General features: G+C 60.5%; 13 protein-coding genes and 3 tRNA genes. 4 read left to right on the top strand and 12 right to left on the bottom strand.

Annotated features, from left to right (window positions below; translation table 11 throughout):
• Positions 1-44: 44 nt before the first annotated feature.
• The 3 genes from ispG to hemA form a co-directional block, all read right to left on the bottom strand.
• Entirely contained in the window at positions 45-1,166 is a 1,122-nt protein-coding gene (gene ispG / locus CFI11_RS09460; protein WP_130405300.1) for a flavodoxin-dependent (E)-4-hydroxy-3-methylbut-2-enyl-diphosphate synthase, read from the bottom strand.
• Positions 1,167-1,246: 80 nt separating this feature from the next.
• A complete protein-coding gene (locus CFI11_RS09455) occupies positions 1,247-2,434 on the bottom strand; it encodes a helix-turn-helix domain-containing protein (protein ID WP_130405298.1) in 1,188 nt (395 codons plus the stop codon).
• Between the two features lie 112 nt (positions 2,435-2,546).
• Complete coding sequence (gene hemA, locus CFI11_RS09450; RefSeq protein ID WP_130405296.1) at positions 2,547-3,770, bottom strand: 5-aminolevulinate synthase; 1,224 nt, start codon at positions 3,768-3,770, stop codon at positions 2,547-2,549.
• A 229-nt stretch (positions 3,771-3,999) separates the two neighbouring features.
• Here hemA and CFI11_RS09445 point away from each other — a divergent pair, with 229 nt between their 5' ends.
• The 3 genes from CFI11_RS09445 (at position 4,000) to CFI11_RS09435 (ending at position 7,475) form a co-directional block, all read left to right on the top strand.
• A complete protein-coding gene (locus tag CFI11_RS09445) occupies positions 4,000-5,166 on the top strand; it encodes an FAD-binding oxidoreductase (protein ID WP_254449055.1) in 1,167 nt (388 codons plus the stop codon).
• Between the two features lie 63 nt (positions 5,167-5,229).
• Complete coding sequence (locus tag CFI11_RS09440; RefSeq protein ID WP_130405294.1) at positions 5,230-6,600, top strand: M20/M25/M40 family metallo-hydrolase; 1,371 nt, start codon at positions 5,230-5,232, stop codon at positions 6,598-6,600.
• Complete coding sequence (locus tag CFI11_RS09435) at positions 6,600-7,475, top strand: alpha/beta fold hydrolase (protein WP_130405292.1); 876 nt, start codon at positions 6,600-6,602, stop codon at positions 7,473-7,475. The genes CFI11_RS09440 and CFI11_RS09435 overlap by 1 nt, the downstream gene beginning before the upstream one ends.
• On the opposite strand, the gene CFI11_RS09430 is transcribed toward CFI11_RS09435, so the two are convergent.
• On the bottom strand, positions 7,472-8,344 hold the full coding sequence (locus CFI11_RS09430) for a glycosyltransferase family 2 protein (RefSeq protein ID WP_130405290.1): 873 nt from the start codon (positions 8,342-8,344) through the stop codon (positions 7,472-7,474). The two genes, CFI11_RS09435 and CFI11_RS09430, sit on opposite strands and share 4 nt — an antisense overlap.
• 82 nt (positions 8,345-8,426) lie before the next feature.
• Here CFI11_RS09430 and CFI11_RS09425 point away from each other — a divergent pair, with 82 nt between their 5' ends.
• Entirely contained in the window at positions 8,427-9,179 is a 753-nt protein-coding gene (locus CFI11_RS09425) for a hypothetical protein (protein WP_254449054.1), read from the top strand.
• A 42-nt stretch (positions 9,180-9,221) separates the two neighbouring features.
• On the opposite strand, the gene CFI11_RS09420 is transcribed toward CFI11_RS09425, so the two are convergent.
• From CFI11_RS09420 to tgt, 8 genes are all read right to left on the bottom strand, one after another.
• Positions 9,222-9,298 (bottom strand) — tRNA-Asp (locus CFI11_RS09420).
• A 30-nt stretch (positions 9,299-9,328) separates the two neighbouring features.
• Positions 9,329-9,405: transfer RNA gene (locus CFI11_RS09415), tRNA-Asp, on the bottom strand.
• Positions 9,406-9,506: 101 nt separating this feature from the next.
• A complete protein-coding gene (locus CFI11_RS09410) occupies positions 9,507-10,445 on the bottom strand; it encodes a pirin family protein (RefSeq protein WP_130405288.1) in 939 nt (312 codons plus the stop codon).
• Between the two features lie 145 nt (positions 10,446-10,590).
• Entirely contained in the window at positions 10,591-11,172 is a 582-nt protein-coding gene (locus CFI11_RS09405; protein WP_130405286.1) for a histidine phosphatase family protein, read from the bottom strand.
• Between the two features lie 36 nt (positions 11,173-11,208).
• Positions 11,209-11,283 (bottom strand) — tRNA-Val (locus CFI11_RS09400).
• A 12-nt stretch (positions 11,284-11,295) separates the two neighbouring features.
• Positions 11,296-11,775 (bottom strand): HU family DNA-binding protein, encoded by a 480-nt coding sequence (locus CFI11_RS09395; protein WP_165390230.1) that lies wholly within the window; start codon positions 11,773-11,775, stop codon positions 11,296-11,298.
• 63 nt (positions 11,776-11,838) lie between these two features.
• A complete protein-coding gene (gene lon / locus CFI11_RS09390; RefSeq protein ID WP_130405282.1) occupies positions 11,839-14,247 on the bottom strand; it encodes an endopeptidase La in 2,409 nt (802 codons plus the stop codon).
• A gap of 593 nt (positions 14,248-14,840) precedes the next feature.
• Positions 14,841-15,971 carry a tRNA guanosine(34) transglycosylase Tgt gene (tgt, locus tag CFI11_RS09385; protein ID WP_130405280.1) on the bottom strand — a complete coding sequence of 377 codons (1,131 nt, stop codon included), beginning with the start codon at positions 15,969-15,971 and terminating at the stop codon, positions 14,841-14,843.
• Positions 15,972-16,076: the final 105 nt, after the last annotated feature.

Here is a 16,076-nt window from a genome sequence, read left to right as displayed (position 1 = left end):
ACATGGTGCGCTTTACGTGGCTGGGTGGCGCACCTTTCGGAAGACTACTCAGCCGCTTCCTGAGCGGCGTCGAGTTCGGCGGCTTTCTTTTCAACCTGTTCGACGATGTGGTCGACCATCTGGTCGTTGGACATCTTATGGCTTTGCTTGCCCGCCAGATAGACCATGCCCGACCCTGCCCCGCCGCCGGTAAATCCGACATCCGTCATCAGCGCCTCGCCGGGACCGTTCACCACACAGCCGATGATCGACAGGCTCATCGGGGTCTTGATATGCTCCAGACGCTGTTCCAGCTTTTCGACCGTCTTGATGACGTCAAAACCCTGCCGCGCGCAGGAGGGACAAGAGATGATGTTGACACCGCGGTGTCGCAGGCCAAGCGATTTGAGGATCTCATAGCCCACCTTCACCTCTTCCACCGGATCGGCTGACAGGCTGACCCGGATCGTGTCTCCGATGCCCATCCAAAGAAGGTTGCCAAGCCCGATCGCACTTTTGATCGTACCGCTGGTCAGACCACCTGCTTCGGTGATGCCAAGGTGGATCGGCGCATCCGTCGCCTCGGCGATGCCTTGATAGGCCGCGGCTGCCAGAAAAACGTCGGACGCCTTCACGCTGATCTTGAATTCGTGGAAATCATTGTCCTGCAGGATCCGGATATGCTCCAGTCCGCTTTCCACCATCGCCTCGGGACAAGGCTCCCCGTATTTCTCAAGCAGGTGCTTTTCCAGAGAGCCTGCATTCACTCCGATCCGGATGGAACATCCGTGATCCCGGGCCGCCTTGATGACTTCCCTGACGCGGCTTTCATCCCCGATATTGCCAGGATTGATACGCAGGCAGGACGCGCCGGCTTCGGCGGCTTCAATCCCGCGTTTGTAGTGAAAATGGATGTCGGCCACGAGGGGAACGGGGCTTTCGCGCACAATCTCCTTCATGGCCTTCGAGGACGCTTCATCGGGCACGGACACCCTTACGATATCGGCCCCGGCTTCTGCCGCCGCCTGCACCTGCGCGACGGTCGCCGCGACATCGGTGGTCAGCGTGTTCGTCATCGTTTGCACCGAGATCGGAGCGTCGCCGCCAACAAGCACGGAGCCGACCCTGATCTGGCGTGATTTGCGACGGTAGATATTACGCCAGGGGCGGACATGGTTCAGGGACATCGCGGGCGATCCGTTCGGTAGAGATATTTTAGAAGTAAGATAAGCTGACCCGCCTCGCCCCGCAACCGGAGCGACCGACATCAATCTTGCGGCGTGTCGGCCTGGGCTTCTGCCACCAGCCGCGACAGGTCGCCATCCTGGGTGATGTCGGCGACCTCAAAGCGCTCGGTAATCTGCGCGCCGGACAGGGCCACGTTCGACGTCACCGTTCCGCGAGGACCCACGGGGCCATAATGCTGCCCGTTCACCTGGAAATAGATCGAACCAGATTCGCCCACGCGCAGGGTCGGAGGTTCTTCTGTCGCCGGGATGTCATAAGTCTGGCCGCCATTCATGGTGGCCTCGAAGATGATAGTCCCGTCCGCAGCGCGGACCCGAACCCATGCGGGACGCACGGCCACCATGCGCAGACCCGGCGCGGCCTCTTCGACAACCTGCGGAACCGGATCATCGGGACGCGCAGCCAAAGTCGGCTGAACATCAGGAAGTTCCGGGGGCCGGAAAGTCCCCACTGTCCGGGGGTCCAGCGTCGATATCGGGGCGTCGCGGGCCACCAGCACCGGCACGTCAAGCGCCTGTGGTCGGTAGAGCCGGTCAAGCGCTTCGGCGGACGGCGTTGCAAAGCCCTGCTCTGCCGCCCCTTCGGCGACACGGGAGGCACCCGCAAGCGGATCCAGGTCGGAAAGGACCACCGGTGTCTGGTCGACAGGGGTCACCTGAACCTGCTGGACCTCACGCAGAACCGACCACGCGCCGTAGCCAAGCCCGCAAATCAGCATCAAGAGGACAAGGGACGACCCGATCGCGCGCGGTTCAATCTGGCTCCACATCGCGTCCTGGGTCGGTGCGAACGGTGTTCCGGGCCGTGCGAACGGATCCGCATCAAGGCCGGTACGCGCGGATTTCGGTTCGGCATTGTTCTTTTTGACGACGGAGGCTTCCGCCGACATGCCATGGGCCACCGAGAACCCGCTTTCCGTGCAGAACGCCTCGAACGCCTGATCGGGATCCATGCCCAGATACCGCGCATAGGAACGGACATAGCCGGCAATGAACCCTGGCGTGTCAAAAGCCGATGGATCGGAGTTTTCAATCGCGGCGATATAAGCCGCTTTGATGCGCAATTCCCGCTGAACATCGAGCAAGGATTTGCCGAGCGTCGCGCGCTCACCACGCATCATATCACCCAAACGCAGATCGAAATCGTCGAAGCTTCGCGGCTTCACGACCTCTTCATCTACCTTGCGCGACGATCTGCGCCCAATCATGCCCGCTGCCCCATTTCACGTCCCATGCGCCGAACCACCCCAACGATTCGGATGTCTGTGTTGTTGACGAGACGTTATCACACCACAAGCGAGATGCACATATACCGCAAAGTCAGGCAGTTAATTCGGCGCGGTTCAGCGCACAATGGCTCCATAACGCATCCATTGCGCGCACCAGTGCATCTATCTCGTCAGGTCCGTGCACGGGCGACGGTGTGAAGCGCAAACGCTCGGTCCCGCGCGGCACTGTCGGGAAGTTGATCGGCTGAACATAGATGCCGAAATCGTTGAGCAACATATCGCTCAACATCTTGGTGTGAACCGGATCGCCCACCATGACGGGGACGATGTGACTGCCGTGATCGATGATCGGCAGCCCCAACCCTTTGAGCCTCATCTTCAGGATCCGTGCCTGGGTCTGGTGCTCGTCCCGCAGGTCTTGCGCCTTCTTGAGATGCGCAACCGACGCTGCCGCCCCGGCAGCCACCGCAGGGGGGAGCGAGGTGGTGAAGATGAAGCCTGGCGCGTAGGATCTGATCGCATCGCACATCTTGTGGCTTGCAGCGATATAGCCCCCCATGACCCCATAAGCCTTGGCCAGCGTCCCGTTGATGATGTCGAGACGATGCATCAGCCTGTCCCGCTCGGCCACACCGGCACCGCGCGGGCCGTACATGCCAACCGCGTGGACCTCATCAATGTAGGTCAGCGCGCCGAATTCATCCGCCAGGTCGCAGATCGCCTCGATCGGGCCGAAATCGCCGTCCATCGAATAGATCGATTCAAACGCGATGACTTTCGGCGCCTTCGGATCGTCGGCTGCCATCAACTCGCGCAGATGCTCCACGTCGTTATGGCGGAAAATCCGCTTCGCTCCGCCATTGCGCCGCACCCCTTCGATCATCGAGGCGTGGTTGAGCGCGTCCGAATAGATGATCAGACCCGGGAACAGCTTTGGCAATGTGCTCAGCGTGGCATCGTTTGCGATATAGGCAGAGGTGAAAAGAAGTGCTGCTTCTTTGCCGTGCAGATCGGCAAGCTCAGCCTCCAGGCGCTTGTGATAGACCGTCGTGCCGGAGATGTTGCGCGTCCCGCCAGAACCCGCACCGGTGGCGTCGAGCGCTTCGTGCATGGCAGACAGGACGACCGGGTTTTGACCCATGCCCAGATAGTCGTTGCCGCACCAAACGGTGATCGGCTTCTCCGTCCCATCCGGCGCGGTCCAAACCGCATGCGGGAACTGCCCCTGACGCCGCTCGATATCAATGAATGTCCGGTATCGGCCTTCCTCATGAAGACGGGACAATGCGGTATCAAGCTGAGCGACGTAGTTCACCTTTTCGGTCCTTCCGTAGCAGGCCAAGTGTCTCAGGACCCAGGCCATATTCGCGTTTTAGAATGGATATAGAGTGCCACCCCCTGGTTCAACCGAATATCAGCGGGCGTCATGTCGCAGCCTTGACGTGGATCAAATATATACACCTGAACAGCACGTTATCCGGAACAAACGTCGCAATCGGAAACACAAGGTGCCGATTGAACGACAGAGGCGCGGGGTATAGCACTTGGCCGATTGCAAGCTGGAGGCAGGCCGGATGGTGAAGGATGCCGATGTCATCGTGGTGGGCGCGGGCCTGATGGGCGCCGCCGCTGCGCGCCATCTTGCGGCCTCGGGCGTGCGCACCTGTCTTGTCGGACCGGAAGAACCGCGGGACAAAAGATCTCATCAAGGTGTTTTCGCCAGCCATTACGATGCCGCGCGGATCACCCGGCGCCTTGATCCAAGCGCGTTCTGGTCCGACGTCAGCCGTGCATCCATTGATCGCTACACCGAACTCGAACGGCAGAGCGGCATTTCCTTTTTCCACGAAACCGGCGCGTTGATGGCTGGGCCGCTAGAAGGCCATGGCGCGGCCTTTCTTCAAAAGACCCGCGAGGTCGCCACTGCTGACGGCATTGACTTCGTCGAGATGGACGGCCGCGCTTTGCGGCAGAAATTCCCGTTCTTCCGGTTTCCGGATGAGATAGCCGCGTTTTACGAGCCACGCGGAGCCGGGTATATTGATCCCCGCGCCCATGTTCAGGCCCAGATTGCAGTCGCCCAGGCAGATGGGGCCAGATGTGTTGGTCATGTTGCGGCACGCATCGACGAAACTGCCGATGGCGTGATCATTCACTGTCAGGACGGCACCACGCTCCGGTCAGATCGCGTTATCGTGGCCTGTGGTGCGTTTTCCGGCACGGCCGGATTGTTGCCGCATCCCGTCACGCTCGACGTCCTGGCGCGCACCGTGGTGCTTTTCGAAATCGACGCGGAGGAGGCATATCGGCTGAAGACCATGCCATCGGTGGTCTATGTCCCACCTGGGGGAGGCAGTGATCCCTATGTGCTCCCACCCGTGCGCTATCCTGACGGGAAGACCTATATAAAGATCGGTGGTGATCCGGAAGATGTGACGCTCGAAACCCAGGAGGACGTCAAAGCGTGGTTTCGAGGCGGGGGTGATCCAAAGGTCGGTGCGTGTCTGACCGACATGCTTTTGGCGATCATGCCAGATCTGAGATATCGCTCTACCCATCTGGAGGCGTGCGTGACATCCTATACCGAGACGGGCCTGCCCTTGATCGCAGCGCAAAGCCCCAGGATCATCGCGCTGACCGGAGGATGCGGCAAGGGTGCCAAGTGCGCGGACGAGCTGGGCCGGCGCGCCGCACAGCTGGCACTTGGCTGAGCGGTCTGGACACGACGGACCCGGCTGATACGGTCGGCGCAAACATAAAGCCGGAGCCCTCCCATGTCCCTTGACCCTGTCCTAAGCCGTATCGACGCCGATCTGGAAGCCGCGATGGACCGGCTCAAGGAATTGCTGCGCATCCCCTCGATCTCGACCGATCCCGCCTACAAGGATGCGTGCGAGACAGCGGCTGACTGGCTGGTCGCGGATCTCGCGTCCATTGGCGTTGAGGCATCCAAGCGCGCAACGCCCGGTCATCCGATGGTGATCGGCCATGTCGATGGGACTGGCCCGCACCTGTTGTTCTACGGGCATTACGACGTGCAACCCGTTGATCCTCTTGAACTTTGGGATCGTGATCCGTTCGATCCAGAGGTGCAGGAGACCCCGAAAGGCAAGGTGATCCGGGCGCGCGGCGCATCGGATGACAAGGGTCAGTTGATGACCTTTGTCGAGGCCTGCAGGGCTTGGAAAGCCGAACACGGGACACTGCCTTGCAAGATAACCTTCTTTTTCGAAGGCGAAGAGGAATCGGGGTCACCCTCCCTTGTGCCGTTCATGCGCGAAAACGCAGATGAGCTGAGGTCTGACCTGGCGCTGATCTGCGACACCGGTCTCTTTGACAGCCGGGTCCCCGCCATCACCACGATGCTGCGGGGATTGCTGGGGGAAGAGATCACGATTACCGGCCCCAGCAAAGATCTGCATTCTGGCATGTATGGCGGCGCGGCGATGAACCCGATCAGGGTGCTGTCGCGCATCATCGCTCAACTTCATGATGAACAGGGACGCATCACGGTGCCCGGGTTTTATGACGGCGTGCCTGAGCTGTCATCGGACCTGCGCGCGCAATGGGACGGTCTGAACTTCGATCACTCGGCGTTTCTGGGGGATGTCGGCCTGTCCGACCCGGCGGGCGAAGCCGGTCGCACGGCTCTTGAGATGCTCTGGTCGCGCCCAACCTGCGAAGTCAACGGGATCAACGGGGGGTATACCGGAGACGGGTTCAAAACGGTGCTGCCATCGAAAGCCAGTGCCAAGATCAGCTTTCGCCTCGTCGGTCAGCAGGATCCGCATGCGATCCGCGACAGCTTTCGTAAGATGGTCACCGACATGCTGCCCCCGGATTGCGAGGTCAGCTTTACCGGGCAAGGTGCATCCCGGGCCGGTGCGTTTGATACTTCCGGCCCCGCGTTCGAGGCCGCACGCAAGGCGCTGTCGGATGAATGGCCCGATCCCGCGGCCTATATCGGCTGTGGCGGATCGATCCCCATTGCCGGGCACTTTCAGGAACTGCTGGGGACGACGCCGCTGCTGATCGGCTTCGGCAAGGACGACGATCAGATCCACTCTCCCAACGAAAAGTATGATGTGGAGAGCTTTCACAAAGGTATTCGCAGCTGGGCACGCGTTCTGGACGCGCTGAGCTGATGTCTGTTCTGCCGGGGTTCACCGACGCCGTGGCCGAGGTGAACGGTCAATCCATTGCCTATTCGGTCGCGGGGAGCGGACCGCCGGTCCTTCTGCTTCACGGATTTCCGCAGAACCGGGGCATGTGGCGCCGCATCGCGCCCGGTCTTGCGCAAACCTTTACCGTGATCGCCGCGGATCTTCGGGGCTATGGGCAGTCTTCAAAGCCGGGCGACGTCGCATCCTATTCGTTCCGGGAGATGGCAAACGATCAGATCGCGCTGATGAGGTCCCTAGGACATGCGCAATTCCATCTTGTCGGTCATGATCGTGGCGCAAGAACGTCGCATCGGATGGCGCTTGATCACGCAGATGCCGTTTCAAGCCTGACATTGATGGATATCGCGCCGACCCATCTGCTGCTCAACGACCTAAGCCAGCAGGTTGCAAAAGCCTATTATCATTGGTTTTTCCTTGCTCAGCCGGCCCCGTTTCCCGAAACCTTCATCGGCCATGACCCGGATTTTTACTTTGAGAGCAGCTTGACCGGTTGGGGCAGCGCCCGGATCGAAGACTTCGAGGCCGAAGCGCTTGCATCCTACCGCGAATGCTGGCGACAGCCGGAAACGATCACCGCGATGTGCAACGATTACCGTGCTGCGATCGAGGTGGATTTCGCTTTGGACGCCGCGGATCTGGGGCGCAAGGTCGCCTGCCCCGCGCTCGTCTTGTTTGGCAGCGATGGTGCCATGGCACGCGCCTACGACGTGCCCGCAACATGGGCAGATCGCCTGTCGAATATGAAAGCCAAAGCTCTGCCCGGCGGGCATTTCTTCCCGGAAACGGCAGCGGAAGAGACGCTCGAGACCTTGAAAGCGTTTCTTCAAAGCCTCTAGATCAGCCCGCGAAACCGGTCTGGAAGCCGGTATTGGATGGCATAATCCGGTCGATCGAACTGCCAGAAACCGGTCTCTCCGCGCGGTTTCCATGTCCGGTGCATCTTGCGCCTCAAAGGACCCATCACAAAATCGTCCTGCATCTCAAGATCCGCAAAGGTCTCAAAGACCGCCCTGTCCTCTCCGCGCGCCTCGGCAAACCAGTGACGCCCGATGGAGGCTTCCTTGACGCCCGCCCCGATCGCTTTGGTCACCGCATTGCGCCGGTTCATCGCCTCGGAATAGATCTCAAAATCGCAGAACTTCAGATGAAGCAGATAAAGATGATCCGGCGTGTGCAGTTTCTCATATTGCGTGAAATGTCCCCCGCGCGCGATCTTTGTCCCGACGGACACGATGCAGGGCTTTGAATAATGCGGTGCCGGCCGGACATGCATACGTGGGCCCAGGATCGCATCGGTGATAGGCTCGTGCTCCAGGTCTATGCGGTGGATCACTTCCAGCCCCAACGGGGTCAGGACCCGTCGGATCGGCATCGCGTTCAGATAACTCTTCAGATCCCCCTCTGCGTCGGGGTCCAGTACCACCAGCTCATCAACATCGCCGACAATAACGTGGTCATAGTAAGACCTCAGCCCCATGACGACATTGTTCAGCAGCCGCCACCGCTTCATATCGAAATTCTTGTGATGTGTTCCGGGAATACCGATGATATTGCAGCCCTCGGCCAATGCCGCGACCGCCTCACCTCGCCCGTGGTTCACGATATAGCAATTCTCGCGGCCCAGCAGCCGCCCGTAATGGCCAAGCCAGCTGCGCAGGAAGAACAGGTCGTCGCGCACCATGGTCAACGCCGCGATTTCAGCCATCGGCCCTGCCCCTTTTTCCTTTTGCGATATGTTTAGCGAAAACAAGTCTCTATGAATATCTCAAAGTCATGAGAGAACGACATTGATACGCCTGCCTCCCGAATTCGCCCAGACCGGCCTGCACATCCACCGCCCACATGCCACGCCCATTCGGCGCTTTCAGGTGCTGGGGGAACGATCATCGGGCACCAATTTCGTCAAACGACTGCTGGGTCGGAATACGGAGTTACAGCCCACCGAAGCGCTCGGCTGGAAGCATGGATTTCCGCATATGCTCGCCATACCCGCCGATCTTGCAGTGATCTGCGTCGTGCGCGCGCCTGAAGCCTGGGCACTGTCCATGCATGCAAAACCCTGGCATACCACGCCTGAGATGCAGGCCCTGCCCTTCTCCGACTTCATCCGCAGCCCTTGGAACACGATCGTCGACCGGGGACGTTATTTCTCCGGCGCCGAAGCAGCCGGTCTGGTCGGCCAGCCTCTCGCGCATGACAGAAACCCCCTCACAGGTGAGGTTTTTGAAAACCTGTTCGCCTTGAGAACCGCCAAGATTACGGCGATGCTTGGATATCTGAACCGGGGCGTCCCCTGCATCGTTGCGCGGATGGAGCGTGTGCAGCACGATCCCGAAGACTTCGTCGCCGCCGTCACGGATGCGGTGGGCGGCGCCCAGCATCATCCCTTCCGACCGGTGGTTAAACGTCTGGGCTCGAAGTTCCGCGCCGCTATACCGGCCCGGCCCGCGACACCGGGGGCTCTCGCCCCCGAAGACCTCGCCTTTCTTCGAAACACACTCGACCTCACGCTCGAACATCGCCTCGGCTACATGCGATGACGCCCGCAAGGGCGGAAGAGCAAACCGGTTTTTCTCGAAAAGTGGCGCGGTTGACGGGGCTCGAACCCGCGACCCCCGGCGTGACAGGCCGGTACTCTAACCAACTGAGCTACAACCGCGCAGGGCGTCTCGACGATCCAGGGCAGTGGTGGCGCGGTTGACGGGGCTCGAACCCGCGACCCCCGGCGTGACAGGCCGGTACTCTAACCAACTGAGCTACAACCGCTCACTGCCCGTTCGCGTCGCGAACGTTTGGCTGTCATATGGCCCCGTCCCCCGCCCGTCAAGCGGCCTTAACCGGTTTTAGATAGGTATATCTGCATTTTCTCACCGATCGGGCAGCGGAATGAATTCGTGGTCATCTCCAGGCGGCAGGCTGAACCGGCCATGTGCCCAATCCCCCGCGCGCCAGGCTTCCTTGGCCGCATCAATCCGCTCTTGGGAGGAGGCCACGAAATTCCACCAGATATAGCGCGACCCTTCCAGCGTCGCACCGCCCAGCAGCATCAGCCGTGCCCCCTGTGCCCCCGCTTTGAGGCTGATCTTGTCACCCGGTCGGAACACCATCATCTGGCCCGCTTCAAACGTCTCTCCGGCCACATCCACGGCCCCTTCGACGACATAGACACCCCGGTCCTCATGGTCGTCGGGCAAGGGAATGGCCGCTCCCGCCTCCAGCACGGCATCCGCGTAAAACATCTCCGATGCGACCTTCACCGGCGCGCGTTCTCCGTAGGCCTGACCAAGGATCAGCCGCACCTGCTTGCCTTCACCCTCCAGAAACGGCAGCGCCTCCTTTGGCTGATGCTCAAACGACGCCGCGTTGTCTTCGGCCTCCTTGGGCAAGGCCACCCAGGTCTGAATGCCGAAAAAAGGCATCGGATCGGTCTGCGTCTCGTCGTCCGTCCGCTCTGAATGGGTAATTCCGTGCCCCGCGACCATCCAGTTCACCGCGCCCGGCTCGATCCAGCTGTCCGTACCCAGAGAGTCGCGGTGATGCATGCGTCCGCGATAAAGATAGCTGATCGTGGCCAGCCCGATATGCGGATGCGGGCGCACGTCGAGGCCTTTCGTCGGCAGAAACTCTGCCGGGCCCATCTGATCGAAGAAGATAAACGGTCCCACCATCTGCCGTTTCGACGCTGGCAAGGCCCGTCTGACCTCGAACCCGCCCAAATCGCGGGCGCGGGGAATGATGACCGTTTCGATCGCATCTACCGCATCGCCCTTCGGGCAATCCGGGTCCAATGCCGGGTTCCAGCTCATCTCGGATCTCCTTGCAGTGTGATAGGGCCAAGATAGGGCCTGCTGCGGAAAACACATCCCTCATCGAAGATCGGATTATATGCAAAAATGCGCAGTGGGGCTCAGCCACACCAAAAAACCGCACCAAGTGTCGTCGCGACCGGGGTCAGCTCTTTTGCTCGAGACAGGTCATCTGGCCGCGATCCACCCGGTAGACCACGCCCTGCCCTCCCGGAAGCGTATCATAGGCATCCGGCTCCAGCCCCAAAGCGTGACACCGCAGCATTCGTGAAGTTATGCCATGCGTGACGATGACAGCCGGTCCGGTCAGATTAGCTAGAAAGCCACGCGTTCGGCGCGCGAGTGCGATGATGCCTTCCCCACCCGGTGCTTGGTCGTAAAACGACAGATTGTCCGCTTCGAAAAGCGCGGGATGGGCCTCTTGCAAGGCAGCTCTGTCTTTTCCCGTCCAGTCCCCCATGCCGATCTCGATCAGCCGGGCGTCTTCGCGCACCTCATCAGCCAGTCCCTCAAGCGCGATCTTGGCGGTCTTGCGCGCGCGTCCCTGTGGGGAGGTGAAACAGTCAAAATCCTCGATGCCATGCTGTGCCAAAAGCCGGTTTTGCGCTTTTGCCTGCTCTCGGCCCCGCAGCGTCAGAGGGCTGTCCAATGCGCCCTGCATGCGCTTTTGGACATTCCATTCCGTCTCACCATGACGAAGGATCAGGAGCGGCGGAAGGTCAAGCATGGTGGCCGCACGCCTTGTCCTGGCTTAGCAAAAAGGTGGTGGGTGATAAGAGATTCGAACTCCTGACATCTTCGATGTGAACGAAGCGCTCTACCACTGAGCTAATCACCCGTGTCGGCGGTCTTACCCGTCCTTTTCAGGCTCTGCAAGTGTCTCTTTCCCACTGTTCCGGCTTTGACGAATCTTGCAATTCGCCACGCGCGCATTCGCCTTGGTCTCCACCTGTTGCACCATCAGCTTGCCAAATCCGGGGATGTTGATCTCTCGCCCCTCGGCAACGGCCGTTCCCAGCAAAGCAAGCGTCTCTTCCAACACCTTCTTTGCGTCTTTCCTCTTGACCTCTGTCCGGCGGACGACTTCGTCCAACAGCTCTCGTTTGCGCAAGGTCGGCGCGCTCACCGATGGTTCGGTGAGGGTTACCACGGTCGGATGTATCTCTTTTTTCAGCGGAGGGGCCGGTTGTGGCACGGCGGAAACCGGCTCGGTTTTGGCTTTGGGCGTCTTTTTTACCTTTGACGCTGCTCCGGTCGTCCCGCTCGTGGGCTTGCGTCGGGTGGTGGACGTTTTCCGTGTTGTCGTGGGTTTGGACTTTGAAGTCGTCAAGACAACCACCTTTCAAATAGATCGGGGCGGACCTCAGGCCCGCCCCTCATTCTGTTTCGGATTTCAGTGCGCCGTTGCGGAAGACCCTTCAGCGGGTGACGACATCGCCGCCGCAGCCGCTGCTTCCTCGGCCGCCTCATCCCACTCGATCGCCTCGGGCACATCGACAAGCGCATGTTTCAGCACTTCCGAGACGTGAGCCACCGGAATGATCTCAAGACCTTCTTTTACGTTGTCCGGGATCTCCGGCAGGTCTTTTTCATTCTCTTCCGGGATCAACACCGTCTTGATGCCGCCACGCAGGGCCGCCAGCAGCTTCTCTTTCAGCCCGCCGATGGCCAGCGCATTGCCGCGCAGCGTCACCTCGCCCGTCATGGCGATGTCCTTGCGGACCGGGATCTGGGTCAGCACCGACACGATCGAGGTGACCATGGCCAGACCCGCGCTCGGACCGTCCTTGGGGGTGGCTCCTTCCGGTACGTGCACGTGGATGTCCCACTTGTCGAAACGCGGGGGCTTCACCCCGATCTTGGGACTGATCGAGCGGACATAGCTGGACGCGGCGTCGATGGATTCCTTCATCACATCGCCCAGCTTGCCGGTCGTCTTCATCCGGCCCTTGCCCGGCAGACGCAGCGCTTCGATGCTCAGAAGCTCACCGCCCACCGAGGTATAGGCCAAACCGGTCACGACACCGACCTGATCTTCTTTCTCGGCCAGACCATAACGGAATTTCTTCACGCCCAGGAACTCATCGAGGTTTTCGGGCGTCACCACGACACTTTCGGCCTCTTTCTTGATGATCTTGGTCACCGATTTCCGCGCCACCTTGGCGATCTCGCGTTCGAGGTTCCTCACCCCCGCCTCGCGGGTGTAGGTCCGGATCATCTCGCTCAAAGCCTCGTCGGTCAGCTCGAACTCGCCCTTTTTCAGGCCGTGGTTCTTGATCTGCTTCTCGATCAGGTGTTGCTTGGCGATCTCGCGCTTTTCGTCCTCGGTATAGCCAGCCAGCGGAATGATCTCCATCCGGTCGAGCAGTGGTCCGGGCATGTTGTAGCTGTTCGAGGTCGTCAGAAACATCACGTTCGAGAGGTCGTATTCCACCTCAAGATAGTGGTCCACAAACGTCCCGTTCTGTTCCGGATCAAGCACTTCCAGCATGGCCGAAGCGGGATCGCCCCGGAAATCCTGACCCATCTTGTCGATCTCGTCGAGCAGGATCAGCGGGTTCGTTGTCTTGGCCTTCTTCAGCGCCTGGATGATCTTGCCCGGCATGGAGCCGATATAGGTCCTGCGGTGACCGCGGATCTCGCTCTCGTCGCGCACGCCGCCCAGCGAGATGCGGATGAACTCCCGCCCCGTCGCCTTGGCCACGCTCTTGCCCAGCGAGGTCTTGCCCACGCCTGGAGGACCGACCAGACACATGATCGGGCCTTTCATCTTCTTCGAGCGTTGCTGCACGGCGAGATATTCGACGATGCGCTCCTTGACCTTCTCAAGGCCATAGTGATCGTTGTCGAGGATCTTCTCGGCCCGGCCCAGGTCCTTCTTCACGCGGGATTTGGTGCCCCACGGGATCGACAGCATCCAGTCGAGATAGTTGCGCACCACCGTAGCCTCGGCACTCATCGGGCTCATATTCTTGAGCTTCTTGATCTCACCGTCGGCTTTCTCGCGCGCTTCCTTGCTCAGCTTGGTCTCGGACACGCGCTTTTCGAGCTCTTCGACCTCGTTCTGCCCGTCCTCACCATCGCCCAGCTCACGCTGAATGGCCTTCATCTGTTCGTTCAGATAATACTCGCGTTGCGTCCGCTCCATCTGCGACTTTACGCGGGTCTTGATCTTCTTCTCGACCTGCAGGACCGACATCTCTCCCTGCATCAGGCCATAGACCTTCTCCAGCCGTTCGCTGATTGACAGGGTTTCAAGCAAGTCCTGTTTCTGATCGACCTCAATGCCCAGATGGCCCGCGACCAGATCCGCCAGTTTGGCGGGTTCCGAGCTTTCGCCCACCGCCGCCAGCGCCTCCTCGGGGATGTTCTTGCGCACCTTGGCATAGCGCTCGAACTCGTCCGCCACCGTGCGCAACAGCGCCTCGGTCGTGGCCACATCGCCCGGCATCTCGGTCAGATATTCGGCGCGCGCTTCGAAATAGCTGTCATTTTCCAGAAATTCGGTGATGCGCACTCGCGCCTGCCCTTCGACCAGCACCTTGACGGTGCCATCGGGCAGTTTCAGCAGTTGCAGCACATTGGCGAGGACCCCCGCCTTGTAGATCCCGTCGGTCGCCGGGTCGTCGACGGAGGGGTCGATCTGGCTCGACAACAGAATCTGTTTGTCATCCGACATGACCTCTTCCAGCGCACGAACCGACTTGTCCCGGCCAACAAACAGCGGGACGATCATGTGCGGAAACACCACGATGTCGCGCAATGGCAATACCGGATAGGAGGAGTTGAGAGGCTCTTGCATGCTCTTTCCTTGTACTGGCAAGACGACGCGGGGTCCCTCATCTAGGCAACCGCTTTGGCCGTCTCCTGTTATGGACTTGGTAACCTGTGGCCCGAGCCCGCCTGTTTCAAGGCACAGCATGACGGCGCGCGCTGGCGGGCGCAACCACATGGGCTCAACTCTCATTAGTTTTTTGGCGACTTTCCCTTAGGTTTACCATGTTTTCAGCGCAAAACGGGGCGCTGATGCACGTTTGCGTGACCAACTCACGGGCATGCGGAACGACTTTTCTGTGGAAATGCGGCCTCACCCCGACGTCAGGCGAAGGTGATGACCGCGAGAAGACTGACACAGGCCCAGCACACGGCGAACAATGTAAAATGCATCGAAAAAACTCCCAGGTGAATACCGTCAGCTTAGCGGGGCCTTGGTCGAGGAGATATTCCGGTATTCCTGACCTCCGCCCCGCGAGACGTGACCTTGTTATATCGGGACCCGTCCGAGAGATCTGTGACCCGCTTCACAATCGGAACGATTTTCATTGCGCCCAACATAAACGGGACGGCGGGCGGGGCGATCTGACCCCTCGGGGTCAGGAGCGTCGTCCCGACGGCTCAAAGCGGTTCGATGTCACCCTCTGCCCGACCCGCATGAAACTCCCGCTGCCAGGCATCAAACCGTCCTTCCGAGATCGCTGTGCGCATGCCCGACATGATCTCCTGATAATAGTGCAGGTTGTGCCAGGTCAGCAGCATGCCCGAGATCATCTCCTGCGCGCGAAAGACGTGATGCAGGTAGGCCCGCGAATAGCTTTGGCAGGCCGGGCAGGTACAATCTTCATCCAGCGGCCTAGGATCGTCCTGATGCCGGGCATTCTTGATGTTCAGCACCCCGCGCCTCGTAAAGACCTGCCCCGTCCGCCCCGATCGCGATGGCAACACGCAATCCATCATGTCGATCCCGCGCGCGACGGCGCCCACGATATCGTCGGGCTTGCCCACCCCCATCAGATAGCGCGGCTTTTCCTCGGGCAGCATGGCGGGCGCGTAATCCAGCACACCAAACATCGCCTCCTGCCCCTCACCCACCGCCAGACCGCCCACCGCGTAGCCGTCAAAGCCAATCTTGCGCAGCGCCTCCGCGCTCTCCGCGCGCAAGTCTTGTGTCACGCCGCCCTGCTGGATGCCAAAAAGCGCATGGCCCGGCCGGTCGCCGAACGCCTCGCGCGACCGTGCCGCCCAGCGCATCGACAGCCGCATGCTCTCGGCCACCCGCTCCTCGGTTGCGGGCAAGGCCGGGCATTCGTCGAAACACATTACAATATCCGAGCCCAGAAGCCGCTGGATTTCCATCGACCGCTCCGGCGTCAGCGCGTGTTTCGACCCGTCGATATGGCTTTTGAACGTCACGCCCTCTTCGGTGAGCTTGCGCAGCCCCGCAAGGCTCATCACCTGAAATCCGCCGCTATCCGTAAGGATGGGCTTTTCCCAATTCATGAACCGGTGCAGCCCGCCCAGCCGGTCGATCCGCTCCGCCGTGGGCCGCAGCATCAGATGATAGGTGTTGCCCAGCAGCACATCCGCCCCCGTTGCCGCCACGCTTTCCGGCAGCATCGCCTTGACCGTCGCCGCCGTGCCCACCGGCATGAAAGCGGGCGTGCGGATCTCGCCACGCGGTGTGCTGATCACACCGGTGCGCGCCGCGCCGTCGGTGGCGGTCAGTTCATAGGAAAATCGCTGGGTCATGGGGTGCTTCACAAGATCAACAGCGCGCCTTCTGCGCCAAATCAACCGCAATGCCAAGCCGCAACTGCACGCCGCCAGGGCTGGACGCCCCTTTTCGTATTTCCT

Source organism: Thalassococcus sp. S3, from assembly GCF_004216475.1.
GTDB lineage: Bacteria > Pseudomonadota > Alphaproteobacteria > Rhodobacterales > Rhodobacteraceae.
Note: the sequence above shows the minus strand (reverse complement) of the source record. Positions and strands in the feature narration are given on the sequence as shown.